Origin of the sequence: Streptomyces sp. NPDC093544 (assembly GCF_040683495.1) — a bacterium.
GTDB lineage: Bacteria > Actinomycetota > Actinomycetes > Streptomycetales > Streptomycetaceae > Streptomyces.
In genome coordinates this window covers 20,129-38,656 of record NZ_JBFBEA010000001.1, presented here as the reverse complement: position 1 = coordinate 38,656, position 18,528 = coordinate 20,129, and the positions used below count along the sequence as shown (strand labels likewise).

12 protein-coding genes are annotated in these 18,528 nt (G+C 70.6%); 2 read left to right on the top strand and 10 right to left on the bottom strand.

Features of this window, described 5'->3' with window-relative positions:
- Positions 1–226: 226 nt before the first annotated feature.
- The 6 genes from AB0N66_RS00130 to AB0N66_RS00105 all read right to left on the bottom strand — a co-directional run bounded on the left by AB0N66_RS00130 (position 227) and on the right by AB0N66_RS00105 (position 11,192).
- Positions 227–1,114: a FadR/GntR family transcriptional regulator gene (locus AB0N66_RS00130; protein ID WP_365426112.1), complete on the bottom strand. Its 888-nt coding sequence runs from the start codon at positions 1,112–1,114 to the stop codon at positions 227–229.
- Positions 1,115–1,276: 162 nt separating this feature from the next.
- The gene (locus AB0N66_RS00125) at positions 1,277–3,037 is read right to left on the bottom strand and encodes an ABC transporter ATP-binding protein (RefSeq protein ID WP_365426109.1); all 1,761 of its coding nucleotides are present in this window, start codon (positions 3,035–3,037) and stop codon (positions 1,277–1,279) included.
- Positions 3,038–3,160: 123 nt separating this feature from the next.
- Positions 3,161–3,919, bottom strand: coding sequence for an NUDIX hydrolase (locus AB0N66_RS00120; protein ID WP_365426106.1), 759 nt, complete (start codon positions 3,917–3,919; stop codon positions 3,161–3,163).
- 130 nt (positions 3,920–4,049) lie between these two features.
- Entirely contained in the window at positions 4,050–5,963 is a 1,914-nt protein-coding gene (locus tag AB0N66_RS00115; RefSeq protein WP_365427252.1) for a glycogen debranching N-terminal domain-containing protein, read from the bottom strand.
- A 638-nt stretch (positions 5,964–6,601) separates the two neighbouring features.
- Positions 6,602–8,275, bottom strand: a complete 1,674-nt coding sequence (locus AB0N66_RS00110) for a DUF4192 domain-containing protein (protein WP_365427249.1) — start codon at positions 8,273–8,275, stop codon at positions 6,602–6,604.
- A 757-nt stretch (positions 8,276–9,032) separates the two neighbouring features.
- Positions 9,033–11,192: a RecQ family ATP-dependent DNA helicase gene (locus tag AB0N66_RS00105; RefSeq protein ID WP_365426103.1), complete on the bottom strand. Its 2,160-nt coding sequence runs from the start codon at positions 11,190–11,192 to the stop codon at positions 9,033–9,035.
- A gap of 498 nt (positions 11,193–11,690) precedes the next feature.
- Here AB0N66_RS00105 and AB0N66_RS00100 point away from each other — a divergent pair, with 498 nt between their 5' ends.
- Positions 11,691–12,329, top strand: coding sequence for a hypothetical protein (locus AB0N66_RS00100; RefSeq protein WP_365426100.1), 639 nt, complete (start codon positions 11,691–11,693; stop codon positions 12,327–12,329).
- 477 nt (positions 12,330–12,806) lie between these two features.
- On the opposite strand, the gene AB0N66_RS00095 is transcribed toward AB0N66_RS00100, so the two are convergent.
- From AB0N66_RS00095 to AB0N66_RS00085, 3 genes are all read right to left on the bottom strand, one after another.
- Entirely contained in the window at positions 12,807–13,436 is a 630-nt protein-coding gene (locus tag AB0N66_RS00095; RefSeq protein WP_365426098.1) for a hypothetical protein, read from the bottom strand.
- Between the two features lie 68 nt (positions 13,437–13,504).
- A complete protein-coding gene (locus AB0N66_RS00090) occupies positions 13,505–14,206 on the bottom strand; it encodes a ribonuclease HII (RefSeq protein ID WP_365426095.1) in 702 nt (233 codons plus the stop codon).
- Between the two features lie 174 nt (positions 14,207–14,380).
- Positions 14,381–15,004: a TetR/AcrR family transcriptional regulator gene (locus tag AB0N66_RS00085; RefSeq protein ID WP_365426092.1), complete on the bottom strand. Its 624-nt coding sequence runs from the start codon at positions 15,002–15,004 to the stop codon at positions 14,381–14,383.
- Positions 15,005–15,177: 173 nt separating this feature from the next.
- Here AB0N66_RS00085 and AB0N66_RS00080 point away from each other — a divergent pair, with 173 nt between their 5' ends.
- Complete coding sequence (locus tag AB0N66_RS00080) at positions 15,178–16,737, top strand: MFS transporter (RefSeq protein ID WP_365426089.1); 1,560 nt, start codon at positions 15,178–15,180, stop codon at positions 16,735–16,737.
- A 122-nt stretch (positions 16,738–16,859) separates the two neighbouring features.
- Here the strand turns inward: AB0N66_RS00080 and AB0N66_RS00075 are convergent, their stop codons facing one another.
- A complete protein-coding gene (locus tag AB0N66_RS00075) occupies positions 16,860–18,452 on the bottom strand; it encodes a DUF4173 domain-containing protein (RefSeq protein ID WP_365427246.1) in 1,593 nt (530 codons plus the stop codon).
- Between the last annotated feature and the right edge of the window lie 76 nt (positions 18,453–18,528).

Below are 18,528 nucleotides of genomic sequence, written 5' to 3'. Positions count from 1 at the left end.
AAGAGCGTTACGCCCAATCTGCGTGGCCCGAGTCACACCCCGTAAGCGCGCAAAAGCGGCCAGATACGGTCAGAGAAGGTCAGCCGATGGGCCTACCGCCCCATCACACCGCCGGACCCCGCCAGGTCCAAGGAGGATCCGACGGGGTCCCGCGGGAGATGGTTCGCCGGCCAGACGATGCCACGAGAGGGCACGCGCCCCCGACCGCGTCGCCTTCGGTGCGCGGTCAGTGCTCGCGCGGCGCGGGCACCACGCGCTCCACCTCGGGATGCACGGTGAGCAGTTGGCGCATGGCGACCTCGGCCGCCGTGCCGTCGGCCGCGACAAGGGCGTCGACGATCCTGGCGTGGTGTCCCAAGGAGGCGTCGTTCGGCCGGTCGCAGCCGGTGACGGGGTTGCCTGAGACCTGGAGCGCGGCCGACACGATCCCGGAGAGGTGCTCCAGCATCCGGTTCCCCGCGAGCTGGATGAGCAGCGCGTGGAACTCCGCGTCGGCGCGCGAGAAGGTGAGCGAATCACCCTGCGCCATGGCATGGCCCATGATCTCCACCATGTCGCCGAGCCGCTGCTGGACATCCTCGCGACCGTGCCCCGCGGCAAGCCGAGCGGCGAGCGGCTCGATGGTCCAGCGCAGCTCAGCCAGCTCACGCCGCTGATCGTCACGCTGCGGCCCGAAGGCACGCCATTCGATGATGTCCGGGTCGAGGAGGTTCCAGTCACTGACCGGGCGCACCCGTGTACCGACGTTGGGGCGGGCGCTGACCAGCCCCTTCGCCTCCAGGACACGGAGCGATTCACGAACGACGGTACGGGAGACCTCGAACCGCTGGCCGATCTCCTCGGGAACGAGCGGGCGGTCCGCGCCGAGGTCGCCGGAGACGATCATCTGGCCCAGCTGCTGGACGAGTTGACCGTGCAGCCCGCGTCCGCGGCTGCCCGCGGTACGTCGGCCCACGCGGCCCAGCTCGGAGTCCGCGCCCTCCCACGCGGGGGGACCCACGCGGCCGGCGCCAGGGGACTCGGCATAGGGGTAACGGTTGAGTTCGCCCGGGCCGGCCAGGCCGGAGTCTGCGGAGCGGGCGGCGGTCATCATGGTCTGCGCAAGGGTACTCACGGATCCTTTGTCGGCGCTGTCTCCAACTCCCTTGAGGTCTTTGGTGAAAAGCACACGAAAGGGTGATCGCTCACCCCGTCGCAATTGACGCCTTATCGGAAAGAAATGGGCGTTCTCCGGGGAGTTGTGCGCACCACGGAACCGGACGGGCGCCGGCGGTCGTCATCGGACCCTGCTTCGCAGGGTCGTGAGCAGATATGCGCAGAGCAGAGCGGTCAGCGACAACATCAGCGCGCCGCCCACAGGTTGGGCGACCATTCGCACCCCGGCCTCCAGATAGCGCTCTCCACCGAGTGGCCACTGCATCAGCACCAGCTCGCGCAACCTCCCGGAGAACCCGGCCGCGGTCCGCACAGACGGCCCTTCCAAGACCTTTTGTACGAGCGGTACGACGACGATCGGCACGGCGAGCACCGCCGCGAGCCCGGCGGCCGTGGACCGGAAGATGCCCGCAGCCAGCACACCCGCCCAGGCGCAGCCCATCACGAGCGCGATCCAACTCGCACCCAGGGGCAACCAGTCGACGGGAACTCCGGTGAGCTCCCGTCCGTAGACGAGATAGAGCGCTTCGAGGTCGCATCCCACGGTGACAATGGCCAGCATCAGCGCGGTGACCGAGGCGACGAGGAGTTTGGCGGCGAGCAGTCCCAGCCGGCGGGGGACGGTGCCGCGGTCCGCGGCCAGGGCGGGGTGGCGGAACTCGTCGCCGAAGGCGATCGCGCCGAGCAGTCCCGCGCCGAGCGCGGCGGGCGGCAGTGGGAGTTCCCGCGGCCAAGCGGCCAACAGGCGTGGCTGGGGTGTGTGGCCGATTCTGGCGAGCAGCACGGACAGGAGGGCCGAGACGGCGAGAACGGCCACGGTGGTGAGGTAACCGGTGCCGACTCCGGCGGCGCGGCGCAGTTCGTAGCGCAGCGGGCGCAGCGGGCTCGGTGCCTGGCGTACGGCGATGGGCGGCGGAAGTGGCGAGTGCGTGTCCACGGTCGGTCTCTCGACTGCGTGCGGCTCGTCGCCCTCTTGCGCGCCTCCCGCTGCAGGCGGCGCGGCGGCAGGCCCCATGTCGCCGATCTCGTCGGCGAGTTGGTGTACGAGGATGCCGTGCCGGAAGGCGGTCTCGCCGATGTCGGCACACGTGCTGCCGTACACCGAGAGCCGGTTACCGTCCTCGCGCACGATCTCGACGGAACGCCGCGCGGTGCGGGCCTCCTTTGTCAGCAGGGCACCGAGCCTGGCGGCGTAGGGGCTGCGGACGGCCACTCGGGGGCGCAGCCGAGTGCGGGCGAAGTCCGCTACCTCCTGGTCGGCGACAAGGCGCCCCGCTTCCAGCGTGACGACCCGGTCGGCGGTGTGCGCGGCCTCCTTGGGATCGTCCGTGGTGAACAACACCGTGCCGCCCTGGGCCGCGTGCGCGCGCAGAATCCCGTGCAGCCAACGGCCTTCGCGGGCGGAGAGCCCGTCGGCCGGATCGTCGAGGAGGAGGGTGTGCGGGTCGGACAACAGTGCGCACGCCAGACCGAGGCGGCGGTCCATGCCACGCGAAAGGGTGCCCAGGCGTTCGTCGCGCAGGCTGACGAGCCCGACCACTTCGAGGACTTCGTCGGCGCGCCGTACGGGCACGCCCGCGGCGGCGCACAGCATGCGGAGCTGTCCGCGGACGGTCCTCGCCGGATGGCCGGGCACCTCGCCCAGGAGTACCCCCACTTCGCGCGAGGGATGAGCGATCCGGTGCAGCGGGCGGCCTCTGAAGTAGGTGATTCCGCGGCCTTGTTGGAGTTCGAGCATGAGCTTCAGCACCGTCGTCTTGCCCGCACCCGGGGCTCCGACGATCGCTGTGACGCGGCCCCCGCGCGCCTCGAAGGTCACGTCGTCGACGGCAGGCGGAAGCTCCTTGCGAGGGTTGCTGGTCAGTCCGATGGCCTGGATCACCCGAAGCAAGATAGCGCGAAATGTCCAGTTTTTCGGGCACCTTGAGCCTCGCCTCGCACGAGACTCGAGGCGCTCGCGGGCACACTCCGGCCCCGCGCCCGGCCCTGTGTTCCCCGCTCTTCGTCAGACCTCGGGGCGCAGCATGGGCGGATTGAGCAGCGTGGCGCCGCCCGCACGGAAAAGCTGGGCCGGGCGACCGCCCTGGCGTGTGGTCGTACCGCCCGTGGGCACCAGAAAGCCCGGTGTGCCCGTCACCTTGCGGTGGAAGTTGCGCGGGTCCAGCGCCACACCCCACACGGCCTCGTACACCCGGCGCAGCTCGCCGACGGTGAACTCGGTCGGGCAGAAGGCGGTGGCCAGCGACGAATACTCGATCTTGGACCGGGCGCGCTCCACACCGTCGGAGAGGATCTGCGCGTGGTCGAAGGCGAGGGGCGCCGCCTGCTCGCCGTCACGGCCATAACCACCCTGTTGCAGCAACTCCTCCACGGGCGCCCAGCGCGCGCTGTTGGCGTCGCCGCCGGCCCGGGGCGCGGGCAGATCGGGGGCCAGGGCGAGATGGGCGACGCTGACCACCCGCATCCGCGGGTCGCGCTTGGGGTCACCGTACGTCGCGAGCTGCTCCAGGTGTGCGCCGTTGTCCTGTGCGGGAGCGGAGGGGTCGTGGGCGCGCAGCCCGGTCTCCTCGACCAGCTCACGCGCCGCAGCCTGCGCCAGATCCTCGTCCGTCCGTACGAAGCCGCCGGGGAGTGCCCACCGCGCCTGGAACGGCTGCTCGCCCCTCCGTACCGCCAGCGCGCACAGGGCGTGGCGGCGCACGGTCAGCACAACCAGGTCCACGGTCACGGCGAAGGGCGGAAAGGCCGATGGGTCGTAGGGCATGGCGCGATCATAGTCGTCTGCCTGACGATAAACACGCCCTTCGTCGGCCGCTTCCACGGCTGATCCGCTTCCCTCCGGTACGGGTCTCCCCGGCCTTGGCCGATCACCGTCCGCAGGCTGTCGCGCAAGGTCACACTCCCAACTGCAGCCCCTCCGCCGCTTCCTCGACCATGGCCAGGCCGAGCCTGCTGACGCGTACGGAGAAGGGGGTGCCCGCGATGCGCAGTCCCGTGAGCCCGATCTCGCCCAGCGGAGCGCTGCGGACCGGGCGCAGGGTCACCGTCCCGGCCGGGGCGTCGGGGCGGATACCCGCGAGGGAGGTGAGGAGCAGCACTCCCGCGGCCGCGGCCGTGGCTGCGGGCCGGCAGGCCGCGGGGTGAGGCAGCGGGGCAGTGCCCTGGGCGCGCTGCTCCCCCGCGTACATCTCGGGCAGCCGGTGACCGAAGGCCTCGGCGGCCGCCAACACGCCCCGCAACAGGGAGCTCGCCTCCTTCTCGTAGCCGGCGGCGGCCAGCCCTGCGACGGCCACCGCGCTCTCCTGAACGCGTACGGCGCCGGCGCGATGGCCGAACGGGTTGTATGCCGCCTCCTTCACCCCGAGGCTGCGCAGCCCCCACCCAGAGTCCATGACGGGGCCTCCGAGCAACCGCGCGAGCTGTTCGGTCTGCACCTTGTCGAGCAATCCGGGTGCCGTCGCGCCGGAGCCGAGCAGACCGGTGTCAAGGAGGTGGGCGGCACCCGCGGCGAGATGCGGCACGAGACGTCCATCCGGGGCACGGGCGGCCGCGGGTCTGCCGCCTCCCCGGTCCTCGACCCAGAAGTCTTCGCGGAACGAGGTCCGTAGCACCTGGGCCCATTGCCGCAGTCCCGCACCACCCGGCCGGCCATGAGCGTCGAGCAGATCGGCGCCCAGCAGCGCGGCCCGATAGGCGTGCGCCTGCGTCTCGCAGCGAAGTGGTCCTCCAGGGGAGGAGTCGGGGAGGTAGGTGCCGTCGCCGACAGCCGTCCGCAACCAGTCAAGGCAACGCTCGGCCGCGGGCAGAAGCTCCTCGACCTCCGCCGCCGCAAGCCCCCAGCGCCGGGCTTCCGCGAGGAGTACGGGGAACAGCAGGGTCGCCTCGGTGGCCGTGCAACCCGGCGGCAGGTGCGGGCCCGCGTCCCTGCGCGGTCCGGGAATCAGGCCGGACCGCGGGCCCGCGAGTTGGGTACGCGCGAGAGTCCGCAGAGTGCCCGCGGCGAGCCGGGTGCCGAGCGGCAACGTCATCCGCGCGGCGGCAAGCGCTTCGGCCGGGGCCAGGCCGCATCGCCAGGGAGCCCCGGCCGCGAGATGCGTGTCTGACGGGTGCCCGGGATCGCGCAACAACAGAGCCCGGAGATCCTCGACGCAGGTGTGCAGGAGCGCCTGGGCTCTCGGGTCGTCGCCCGCTGCCTGGGCCTGTGCGATCGGACTTGTCGCGCCGCCACGCCCCACCGTTCTGGTCGCGCCCGCACCATCTGGCCGTACGCGCAGCTCCACGCTCCGGGTGCCTCCGGGAGGCAGTTCGAACTCCCAGCGCAGCAGTCCCGCGGAGGCCAGCGCGTCGGCGGGCGGAGGTTCGGCGGTGACGGCCGAGTGCCCTGTGGCACAGGACCAGCGCAGGCCGGAGTCGTGGACGCTGGCCGGCAGTTCGGGCCCGGCTCTGCCCGCCGCGACCGAGCTCAGTTCCGCGAGATCCGTGCCGAGAGCGACTTCGACAGGCAGCCGCAGCGTACGAGAGGCCGCGCTCCGCAGAGTGATCCGCTCTGTGCCGTCCGCGTGCCGCGTCCGCTCGACGACGACGTCCGGATCCGGGCCTCCGTCGGCGGACGCGCGCAGCGTCCCCACGAAGCGGGCGCGGTCGGCCGTCAGCATTCGGGCCTGAACCGCGAGCGGTTCGCGTCCTGCGACGCGGACCTGGCAGCGAGAGAGCATCCGCCGTCCCGCGCGATAGAAACCCTCCAGCCCCCGGCCGGTCAACTGCCCCTGATCCGTGGAGATCGCCAGTCCTGGCAGAGCGACACAGATCAAGGCCGTGTGGGCAGGTGGCAGGTCCACGCTCCGGGGCGGCAAAGGCAGCGATGCTTGGGAAACCACGGGGCCGCCCGCCCCCGCGAAGGAGGGCCAGGCGCTGTCCCTTGCCGCGCGCGGGTTCGAAGGCCCGCTTCGACTCGTGAGGGGTTGCCCGGTCTTGCGAAGGGGCGGGCGATCGCCGTCGGGGGCTGAGGGCGGAGTGGGCAGGGACATGGGGCGGTTTCCTCCGCGCTCGGCGCGCCTTGGACGCGCTCGACGCCGGGTGGGGGGCTCCGGAAGGGCGGGGGCATTGCGGCGGCGCGGCCCGGCCACGGTTCCGCCACCCAGGTGAACGGGACGGCCCCACTCGGGGTCACGCCCTCGGCCGCGGAAGCCGACCGAATGGCGGTGGAGAGCCGGGTAGGGCACGACGCGGCACGCGGGCGCGCTGTGGGCGTGCTCGGCACGGCCGACGCAGCCGGCACGGACAGGGGAGCCAGCACGGTGGACGCAGCCAACACGAGCAGGAGAACCAGCACGGTGGACGCAGTTCATGAGGCTCGCACGGTTGGCACGCGGGCCTGGAGCTGCGTATCCGTGGGCGTCTGCGCGGCGGAGGTGCCGCGCGCCGTAGGTTCCATGAGAGTCGGCGCTCACGTGTCCTCCTCCACGCCATGCCGACCACCCTCACGGCGGGCCCGTGACCGGCTGTTCGCACCCTCGGCGGAACGCCTTGGTCCTTCCCCGGCGGGCGAGACACCGTCGATGGGCCGACGCCGTCGGGTACTGCCAGCCCCAGGAGTCCGCCGGCTCGGACGTGTTTCGCCGCTTGCTGCCGGGCGCGTCCGGCGGCGGCGCCGGGCGGCGGTCCCCAACGGTGGGGCCGCGACAACCGCCGATTCGGAGCCGACCGACTCGGAGTCGAGCGAGTCGGAGCTGGCCGAATCGGAGCCGGCCGAGAACGCCGTCACGCCCGGTGACTGTGACCGGGCCCCGGCGCTGGGCAGCCTGGAACCCAGCGCCGGTTCAGCTTCCTCGAGCGGAGCCGCGACATCCCTCGGCTGCTCCGTATCCACCGCGACACGGCCCGTGCGCTCCGCGCGCAGACAGCGGCGGACCGATTCCGGGTCCAGGCCCTCGTTGCACGCCTGGTGCAGGAGGCGGGCGAAGAGATAGTCGGGGTCGACGCCAAGAGCCATGGCCAAGGCCTCCCGCGCCTCGAGCTCGTCACCGGTCGACCAGGCGACCCATCCGGCGAGCGTGAGGGGTGCCGCGGCGTGCTCGCGGTAGGAGCCGACGCAGCGGCGTGCCAACGCTCGCCACAGCCGCAGAGCGGGCCCGGCCTCGTCGCCTTCCATCCACTCCGCGGCGCGGTCGCGGGTCGTGCGGTCCTGAAGGCCGAGGATCAGGGTGGCCGCCTCCTCGTGCTCCAGCAGGCCGTCGTCGCGCAGGTCCGCCGGACGCGTGCCGGACACCGGTGGAGCGTCGGCGAACCGGAGCATGACCTGCTGGGCGAGTCCGAGGGTCTCCTCGGCCACAGCGGCGCGGTTCTCGCCGTCCAGAATCCTGGGAACGAGTGCCGTGCTCGCCGTGTCTAGCGCAACCTCCTGCTCCAGCGCGACCTCGGTCTCCCACGGAATGAGCCTCGCCGTCAGTTCCCGCAGACTGCCCCGCACCTGGAGTCCCGCATAGGTCGCGGCGGCGGCGAGAACCGAGGTGCCGGGCAGGCCCATTGACTGGCCCTCAGGCGAACAGCACCCCTCGCCCGGGCAGCAGTACGACCAGAAACGACCGTCCGAGATGCAGAGGGCCTCGATCACCGGCACATCGAGACGGCCACAGGCCGTTCGCAGCAACTGCGCCAGCGAGCGCAGCCGTTCCAAGACCTCCCGCCCCGATTCGCCGCGCGCCGGTTCCTGGCAGAGGTAGGCGACCATGCTCTCGGGTCGGGCGCCCCTCCGTTCGCTTCCCTTCACCAGCCCCTGTGCCAGTTGTTCGGCCACGGACGGCCAGTCGTCCGCGTTGGCGGGGATGCCGAGCCGCGCACGCCCACCGAAGCGGCCGCGACGCTCGCCGTCGTGCAGGGCGACCAGGACGATGCTGTCCTCGGGCCGGTACCCGAGCAAATAGGGCAGGGCGTCGGCCAGTTCAGCCGGTGTCCGCAAAGTCACCTGATGCTCACCGGACAGGTCGCCGGGCGCCTCGCGTCCCGTGCCCTGCCTGGGGGCGTCGAGTCCTGAGTCCGGCCTGGGAGTGTCAAGTCCTGAGTCCTGCTCGGGGGTGCCACGCCGTGAGTCCTCCCCGAAGGGGCCGTGCCCCGCCCACAGTCCTGACCCGCCATGGCCCACGCCACCGGCGGCTCCGTCAAGCCCCACCTGCCCCGTGAGCTCGCCTCGCTCCTCCCCGTCCGCCGGCTCATCCCTTCCGGCGTACGCGGAGTGCTTATCGCGTCGGGGCTCTCCGCTCAGGTCCTGCCCCTCACGCCCCAGCCGACCAACGCGCCCACCCTGCTGCCCGCGCCCGTCCAGCCCGCCGGCGTCCCCACCACCGGCCCCTTCCCTGGACCCGCCACCGGCCCCTCCCCTGGACCCGCCACCGGCCCCTCCCCTGGACCCGCCACCGGCCCCTCCCCTGGACCCGCCACCGAACCTGTTGTCGGATGTGTCGCCGGAACTGTCGCCGGACCAACCGGCCGCTTCGTTGTGATTCGTCATGCCGTGACCATCCCGCGGATCTCAAAATTCCGCTTTGCCCTGTGGATAACCATGACCATGATCACGACAGGAATCGTCCACAGCTCACCAGCCTTGTTCGCCCGATGTCCGACCCATCGGGTTGCATGAGGCCATGACCGACCAAGGCCCGCGACCTACGGCCAACGAAGCCCGGCCGCAGGTTCAGGAACGAGGAACGAGGAACGAGGAACGAGGAACGAGGAACGAAGAACGAGGAACGAAGAACGAAGAACGAGGAACGAGGAACGAAGAACGAGGAACGAGGAACGAAGAACGAGAAGAAGAAAGCCACGCCCGCCCACCACCGCAGCTGCAACGAGATTGGCCACCCCCCACCGAACGGCGAAGCTCAGCCGCCCGCGGCGAGCACCAACGGAAGAACCTCCCCGGCGCCTGCCCGGCGAAGCAGTCGGGCAGCGACCGCGAGGGTCCAGCCGGATTCGGTGTAGTCGTCCACGAGCAGCACCGGTCCCGGAGAGCCGGCCAGGGAACCCGCCAGCTGCTCAGGGACGGTGAAGGCGTCAGAAAGCGCCCTGAGACGTTGGGCGGAGTTGCTGCGGCGTACCACATGCGCGTCGCTCGGCCCGGTGTACGTCAAGGTGCCCAGAAACGGGAGGCGGCCGACGGTCGCGATTCCCTGGGCCAGCGAACCGACCAGCTGCGGACGGGACAGGGACGGCACAGCGACGACTCCTACCGGCCGGGCAGAGGCCTCCGGGGCACCCGACGCCCAGCCCGCCGGAGAGCGCGCCCAATCGGCGAGGACCGCCACCGCGGCCCGCAGCACATCGTCGGGGACCGGCCCATCAGGCGCGTTCTCAGCCAGCAGCGGGCGCAGCCGGTTGCCCCAGCCGATGTCCGAGAGCCTCCCCAGGGCACGCCCGGTGGAGCACTGTTCCTTGGCCGGGATACGCCCCTTGAGCTCGATACCCAGTGCGGGCATCCCCGTCGGCCACATCCGGCGAGGCTCAACCTCCACGCCCGGGCGATCGAGTTCCTTCGTCGCCCCTGTCAACGTCTCTGCCGAAACAGCGGAATCGATCCAGGTCCCCGCGCAGTTGTCGCAACGGCCGCACGGGATCGCACCCTCGTCGTCCAGCTGCCGGCGCAGGAACTCCATCCGGCACTGGGACGTGCTCACGTAGTCGCGCATGGCCTGCTGCTCGGCCGCCCGCTGCTTGGCCACCCACGCGTACCGCTCGGCGTCGTACACCCACTCGGCTCCCGTGGCCGTCCAACCGCCCTTCACCCGCTTCACCGCGCCGTCGACATCCAGCACCTTCAGCATCGACTCCAGGCGGCTGCGCCGAAGATCCACGGCAGCCTCCAGGGCCGGCACGGACAGCGGCCGTCCCGCATCGGCAAGGGCCGAGAGGGTCTGGCGAACCTGCACCTCGGGCGGGAAGGCAGTATCGGCGAAGTAGCGCCAGATGGCCTCGTCCTCCCGCCCCGGCAGCAGCAGCACATCGGCGTGGGCCACACCACGACCCGCACGCCCCACCTGCTGGTAGTACGCGATCGGCGAGGACGGCGAACCCAGGTGCACGACGAATCCGAGGTCCGGCTTGTCGTAGCCCATGCCCAGCGCCGAAGTCGCGACCAGTGCCTTGACCTGGTTCTCCTGGAGGTCGACCTCGGCCTGAAGCCGGTCGGCGTTCTCCGTCTTTCCGGTGTACGACGCCACCTGGAAGCCGCGCTGGCGCAAGAAGGCGGTGGCCTCCTCGGCCGCGGCGACGGTGAGGGTGTAGATGATCCCGGAGCCAGGCAATTCGTCCAGGTGCTCGGCGAGCCAGGCCAGGCGGTGCGCGGCATCCGGCAACTGGACCACACCCAGGCGCAGGCTCTCCCTCTCCAGCGGACCGCGCAGCACCAGGGCCTCACCGGCACCGGTACCCAACTGCTCAGCCACATCCGCTGTAACCCGCTCGTTGGCGGTCGCGGTGGTGGCCAGCACCGGCACACCGGCGGGCAGCTCGGCCAGCATCGCCCGCAGTCTGCGGTAGTCGGGGCGGAAGTCGTGGCCCCAGTCGGAAATGCAGTGCGCCTCGTCGACCACGAGCAATCCGGTCGTCGCTGCGAGCTTGGGCAGCACCTGGTCGCGGAAATCCACGGAATTAAGACGTTCCGGACTCACCAGGAGCACGTCGGTCTCGCCGCGCTCGACCTCCCCGTAGATGGTGTCCCACTCCTCCGGGTTGGCCGAGTTGATCGTGCGCGCCTGGATCCCGGCCCGCGCCGCCGATTCGACCTGGTTGCGCATCAGCGCCAGCAGCGGCGAGATGATCACGGTGGGACCGGAGCCACGCCGGCGCAGCAGAGCGGTGGCAACGAAGTACACGGCCGACTTGCCCCAGCCGGTGCGCTGCACCACCAGGGCACGCCGACGCTCCTCCACGAGAGCTGCCACCGCCTGCCACTGGTCCTCCCGCAGCCGCGCCGAACCCCCTGGGCCACCGACGAGCTCAGCGAGGATGGCATCGGCTTCAGCGCGGAGCTCCAGGTTGTCCATGCCCCCATGCAACCCGATGGCACTGACAATCAGCGAACTCACCCAGCGTGACAACCAGCTCGCGACGGATCCACCGGCCGCCCCAAGGGGCTCAACAATCCCGACCCCCGGGACCACCCGGCCCCCGGGACCATGCGCCACCCAAGCCTGCCGCGGCGAGTGGCCTGCGCCTGGACGACGTAACAGAATCCGACTGGACACTCACCGTGGTCGCGCGCATGCTTCGACGAGCCGGTGCGCCGGGGTGTTGCCGCTGGTCCTCGCCATGCAAGCGTGGCTCTCGTGTCGCCGCCAAGAACAGTGGGCAGGGATATACGCGACGTATCGCCGGAATACGGTCGGTGGCCCCAATTGCTCGTTGCCGCAGCCCAGTTCGCCAGGAAGAATTGGGATCGCTCCCCGCATGCCTCATCGGTGGTCCGGTAGGGCTGTGCCGCGGCGCGCTCCCCCAAGTCCGACCCCCGCCCGCAGTGTGGGCGCGTAGCCGAAGGGAGGAACGTGACCTTCGGATTCGCTCCGTCCTCGGCGGCATCCATGTCGACGTCTGCCGATCTGTCCGCCGCTTCCGCCGATCCACTGGCCCGGATGCTCGAACCCGCCGAATGGGCCTCGGCCGGGATTCCACTGCTGCGTAACCCCCGTGAGGTCGTCAGCGGACTGCACGCGCGGCATCGGCCGCGGCCCGCGACCGCGGTCGTGGCCGTCCTCGACCCGGACGAGCGGCTGACGGCAAGCGCCTCATTCACTCGTCGTCCGGCTCCGGCCGACGGCTGGATGTTCCGCAACGCGCTGCTCGCGCAGCTGCGCCGGGTCATCCCGCACGACCTGCGGCGCCGCACTCCGGTGCGTACGGCCGTGCTGCTCTACTGCCGTGACGGCGACGCGCGTTGGACGGAGGAGGACGGGGCGTGGATGTGGGGGCTGCGGGACGCCTGCACACTCCATGGGCTGCGCTGCGGGGCCTACATCACGCTGACGCGTGACGGCTGGCAGGTCCTCGGCGAGGGCCGCGGCGGACGCCGTCCGAACACGGACTCACCCCCGGAGTCCTTCAGCGCGGCAGCGGAGGCACTGCCGCCGCTGCCGCGCACCGGCGGCGCCGCGTCGGAGGTACTGCGCCGGGCGGCCGCCCGCTGAGGCCGAGGCAGCCACACGCCGAGCCCCGGGGCAGTTGCCTGCCGACGTCCGTCCGTGCCGGGGCGAATGATCTCCCCGGCACGCCGACAGCGACGTACGGCAAGGCGTCACGAGGAAGACCCAGCAGACCTGGACCCGGCCGAGATGGAACGACGTCCCGAAGCACGTCTCAGGGAGCGCCACAGTCGTACGCCCTCCGATAGCGACGCGCACAGAACTCGCCGACGCTCCTCAGCGCCAAGGCCGCCAAAGGCCCCCCTCGTGCGCCGAGCCTGTGAGCAACGCGCTTATCGGGCATCACCGACAACAGACTCGGCGCAGCGCAGCCGCACAGCCATCATCGGCGCACGTCAAGATGAGCACCGGACAGGTGCCGCCGCAGCGGCACCCTTAGCGTCCTACCGAGCGGTGTCCCCTGGCGGGTGTCCCCCTGGCGGGTGTCCCCCGAGCGCGCTCCGGACGTCGTCCGGAGCGCGCTCAGACTCCCGCGCCCAGCACCGAGTTGATCGTCTGTGGGTCACCGCAGACGATCATCAGGGCACCGGCCCGGCCAAGGGCCAGCGGCAGCGCGGTGGCGGCTACAGCGTCGGAACCGCCGTTGACGGCGACCACGACCACGGGACGGGACGCGGCCCGGCCCGCGACTGAGGCGTCGGCATAGAAGACGTCGTCGCCCGCGTCGTGCTGCGCCCAGTACGCGGTCTCGCCGAAGGAGAGTTCGTGCGCGGCCCACGGGTGCGGTTCGCCGGTGGTGATCACCAGTACCTCACCGGGGGCGCGGCCCGAATCCAACAACAGGTCGACGGCTTCTTCGGCGGCGTCCAGCGCGCCCTCGACCGAGGCCGGGACGAGCTGGATCTGCGGAGTGGCGGCGGCTGCGGGAGCAGCCGCCGGGGCGGACGGCCCCGGCGCGGCCACGACCGGCTCGCGCGGGGTGCGTTGGGCCGGCATCGGCCGGACAGGACCCGGACGGCCGGGACGCGGCGGAGCCGCGGGACGGGGGCCGGGTACGGGACGGGGGGTCGGCGCTGTGCGGCCATTGGCCGGAGTAGCGCGGGGACCCTGGGCACTCTCGTGAATCTGAGGCTCCTCGGGAATGAGAGGCATGAGGTGATATCTATCAAACGCCGGTGCGACTCGCGTCGGCGGGTGGCACATGAGTGCGAGCGGAATCGTCAGAAATCGAAGCCGAGCTGGCCCTCGATCTCCGGAACGCTTCCGTCCGCCCAGCTGCGAACCTTCTTGAGGTGCCGCCACTGGGGCAGCGCATCAAGATACGCCCACGACAGCCGGTGGTACGGGGTGGGGCCCCGATCCTCCAGCGCGGCCTTGTGCACCGGCGACGGATAGCCGGCGTTGGCCGCAAAACCGAAGTCTGCATGGTCGATACCCAGTTCGGCCATCATTTTGTCGCGCTGAACCTTGGCGATCACCGAGGCAGCCGCGACGGACACGCAGGACTGGTCGCCCTTGATCACCGTACGGACCCGCCAGGGCGAGCCCACGTAGTCGTGCTTCCCGTCGAGGATGACCGCGTCCGGACGCACCGGCAGCGCTTCCAGTGCGCGTACGGCGGCGAGCCGCTGGGCGGCCGTCATCCCCAGCTGGTCGATCTCCTCCGGAGAGGCATGACCGAGGCCGTACGACGTCACCCACTTCTCCAACTCGACAGCGAGCGCCGTACGGCGTTTGACGGTCAGGAGTTTGGAGTCGGTGAGCCCGTCGGGGGGACGGCGCAGACCGGTGACGGCGGCGCAGACGGTGACCGGGCCGGCCCAAGCGCCGCGGCCCACCTCGTCGACACCGGCAATGATCTTCGCCCCGGTCGTGGCGCGGAGGGAGCGCTCGACGGTGTGGGTGGGAGGTTCGTACGGCATGGCGTCCTCAGACTACGCCGCCCGGAGTGCCTCGCGGCACCCGGGTTCCCTGAGCGACCACGGCCCGCCCGGCCAGGCCGGCCAGACACCTTGCGGGTCTTCCTTGCAATTCCCTTGCGCAAGGTCACCCGGGCGTCTTGAGCAAGGCCTACAAGCCACCTCGAACGATGCCCGTCAGACGGCCTTCCGCCGCAGCAGCGGGACCATCAGCTGGTCGATCATCTCCTCCAGATCCTGGCTACTCCATTCGCTCGCGCACACCTTGGAGCGGTACATCATCATCGCCGGGATGGCATCGAAGACATACGAGTTCGCAGCGTCAGGCCGCACCTCTCCGCGCTCGATTCCCCGGTGGATGACCTCTCGTAGGACATGCGCGGTCGGCTCGATGACCCCGCCGAGGATCACGGCGTGGAAGCGCTCGGCCTGAGAGGAATCGCATTCGTAAAGCACGGATTGGAGTGCGAAGCCGGGCTGCGAGAACATCGCCTCCCGCACACGTCGGCACAGCTCCAGCAGGTCCTCCCGTACGCCCCCGAGGTCGGGCGCGTCCGTCAGGCTCGGCAGTCCGGCCTTGAGCGCGTCCGCGACGAGATCCTCCTTCGAGGGCCAGCGCCGGTAGACGGCGGCCTTGCCTGTCTGAGCACGCGCGGCCACGCCCTCCATCGTGAGGCCGTTCCAGCCGACCGTACTGAGCTGTTCCAGCGCGGCCTCGAGGATCGCTCGTTCGAGTACGGCACCGCGTCGACGCGGGGAGGCCGGCTGAGCGAGTGCGGCCGTCCAACGCGAAGTAGTCATCTGAGTGTCTCCGTTGAGCCTGAGGGAGGGGGACATCCGGGGAAAGGAGAGTGGTCGCGTGACGCCAATCGGCAGAGACTTCAGTGAACGCTTGCGTTCACTGTCGGGGACTCACTACCGTTGACGCAACAGTGAACGCGAGCGTTCACTAACGCACTTGTGGGGGACCCATAGTGACAACCTCTCAGTTGAAACAGGACGGCCCAAAGCCAGGAGCGGCCCGCCGGGAGGGGCATCCCGGCATCGCACTCACCGTCATCGCGGCCTGCCAACTCATGGTGGTACTCGACGCGACGATTGTGAACATCGCCCTCCCGCACATTCAAGACGCGCTCAAATTCAGTACGACCGATCTCACATGGGTGGTCAGCGCGTACACCCTCACCTTCGGTGGCCTGCTGCTTCTGGGCGGGCGTGCGGGTGACATCCTCGGTCGGCGCCAGGTCTTCATGACCGGCATCCTGCTCTTCACGTTCGCCTCACTGCTGGGCGGATTCGCCCAGGAACCCTGGCAGTTGCTGGCAGCTCGGGCCCTCCAGGGCGTGGGTGGCGCAATCGCGTCGCCCACCTCGCTGGCCCTCATCACCACCACGTTCCCCGAGGGCCCGGAACGGAACCGGGCCTTCGCCGTCTTCGCGGCCGTCTCGGCGGGCGGCGGCGCCATCGGACTCCTCGCGGGCGGCATGCTCACCGAGTGGCTCGACTGGCGCTGGGTGCTCTTCGTCAACGTACCCATCGGTGTGTTGATCGCCGTGCTCACACCGCTGTACATCAGCGAGTCCGAACGCCATCCGGGGCGCTTCGACATCTCCGGCGCGCTCACTTCGACAGCCGGAATGGCCGCCCTGGTGTACGGGTTCATCCGCGCCGCCGAGGAGGGCTGGCGCGACAGCCTCACCATCGGGTCCTTCGGCGCCGCGGTGGTGCTGCTGGCGGCCTTCGTGTTCATCGAGATGCGGGCCAAGGAACCGATCACCCCGCTGAAGATGTTCGCCGACCGCAACCGCTCGGGCACGTACGTGATCATGCTCAGCCTGGCGGCGGCCATGTTCGGCATGTTCTTCTTCATCGTCCTGTTCGTACAGAACGTGCTGTCCTACACGCCGATCGAGGCAGGCCTGGCCTTCCTTCCGGTGACAGTCGCGATCGCGATCGGCGCGGGCCTGTCCCAGCGGTTCCTGCCGGTTCTCGGCCCCAAGCCGTTCATGCTCGTCGGTTCGGCTCTCGTCGCGCTCGGGCTCGGCTGGCAGACCTTCATCACCCCCGACAGTTCGTACGTCGGTGGGGTGCTCGGCCCGATGCTGCTGTTCGCCTTCGGTATGGGACTGAACTTCGTGACGCTGACCCTCACCGCGGTCTCCGGTGTCGCCGTCCACGAGGCGGGCGCGGCCTCGGGGCTGCTCAACACCACGCAACAGGTGGGCGGCTCGCTCGGACTCTCCATCCTGACCACGGTCTTCGGCTCCGCCAGCCGAGACGAGGCGGAGAAACAGATCCCGGACTTCATGGCGCACGCCTCGGCCGAGCAGAAGGCCGAGTTCGCCAAGACACAGCAACTGCCCGCCCCATGGGGACACGAAGTGCTCGCCAACGGTATCTCCACCGCCTTCATCCCGGCCGTCGCGATGGCACTACTCGCACTGGCCACCGCGGCGTTGGTGATCCGGGTCCGCAAGAGCGACCTGGACGCCCTCGCCGGCACGGCAGCCACGTCAGGACCCGCCGGAGGCTGACGCAGGCTGCGGAGGCCTGGCCGGAGCCCGGGGACCGACGGCGGGCACACCGGCCCGGCCATCCGCAGTCAGCCGTACCGGCACATGAATTCACCGGTACATGAGCTCACGGGTACAGGAGTTCACCGGTACATCAGGTCGTCGCTCATCTCGTAGCACGTACTCCAGTCCGCGTCCTTCGACACCGGCCGGTCGCGGAGGATGTCCCGGGCACGCGCCTCGCCCCAACTGGTCGCATACCAGGGTGCGTCGCCGCCCTCCAGGGCGGCAGCGATGGACCGCAGCGCACACGACCGCAGGGGCTCCTCCAGCTTGTCAAGGGCGGGTACGGCGTCGGCGGACAAGCCTTGTGCGTAGCTGAGGTCGAACTTGCCGGTGCCGTCCTTGCTGGTGTCCTCGTACCGTTGGACGTTGCGCTCGGCGATCAGGCCATCGGGCGACGCCAGCCCGAAAGCGAGCACACCCGCGGCCGCACTCGCCGCGACCACACGCGGCAACCAGCGAGCACCCCACACCCCGGCCGCCATGATGAGAACGATGACCAGGCCGAGCCAGAGCTCCACGGCGACCACGGAAACTCTCAGCCGCGTCAGTCCATAAGCCTCCACATACATGTCCATACGCCGCACCGCCGATGCCACGACAACGAGCGCCAGCACGCAAAGAGTTCCCAGCACACCGCGCACCAGCTTCCGGTCACGCCCGCCGTCGCGCGGCGCCCAGCGCAGGGCGAAGACGATGACGAGCAGGGTCAGGAGCGTGACGAGGAGCAACTGCCAGAAGCCCTGGCGCGCGTATTCGGCGTACGTCTGGCCGGTCTTCTCCAGTACGGCGTCGTATCCGCCGAAGAGCACGGCGAGTTGGACGGCGTTGAAGGCCGCGAAGAGCCCGGTGAGCACGATCAGCGGCAGCGCCCACTCGACTCGGCCGCGGGGTCGGCCCGCGGGCACCTCGACCCGGTCCCACTGGACGGGCGCGGCGGCCGTGTGGGCCACCGCGAGCGCGCCGACCAGGCCGAGCGCCAGAAGCAGGACGTGCCAGGGTCCGCCGGAGACGGAGGTGTCCGGCACCAGATCACCGAGCAGATCCGCGAAGGCCGCGTCAGCACCCGCGAACAGCGCCCCGAAGACCAGCAGCAGGACAGCGGTCACAGCGAGCGCGCGCAGCACCGCGCCCACGTTGCCGCGGGTACCACCGGACCGTTCGCGCAGCCCGCGCCAGCCCCAGGTGGGGCCGGTGACCAGGGAGTTGAGCACGCCGATGGGGCCCAACAGGACGGCGGGCCAGGTGCGGCCGCCGTGCAGTGCCAGCGAGCCCAACGCCACCGCGCTGACTATGGCCAGGAACGAGGGCCAGCCCGCGTCGCGCAGAGCGGGCACGAAAAGCAGCCCGATTCCGCCGAGGCCCCAGACGAGCGCCCACGCGCGCGGGCGTCGTCCCGCGGCCTCGGCGGCGAAGTACGCGGCGAGCGCGGCCGGGATCGCGACCAGTACGAGGTTGAGCGCCAGGCCTTCACCCAGGAGCAGCATGCTGAGCAGTCCGGTGGCCAGCGCCGCCCACAGTGTGGCCGTACGCACCGGGGCGGGCGCCTCCACCTGGAGCTCGGCCAGCCAGGGGACAGGCAACGGTTGGCCCCAGTCGGCGTCCTCGTCTTCCTCGGCCGCATCCTCCTTGGCGGAGGACCGGGCGACGGACCTGGCGGCGGACTTGGACATGGATTCCGGAACGGCGTCTTCAGGATCACGATTTCCGCCCGCCTCGACACTCTCCGGCGTATCGGGCTCGGCATCT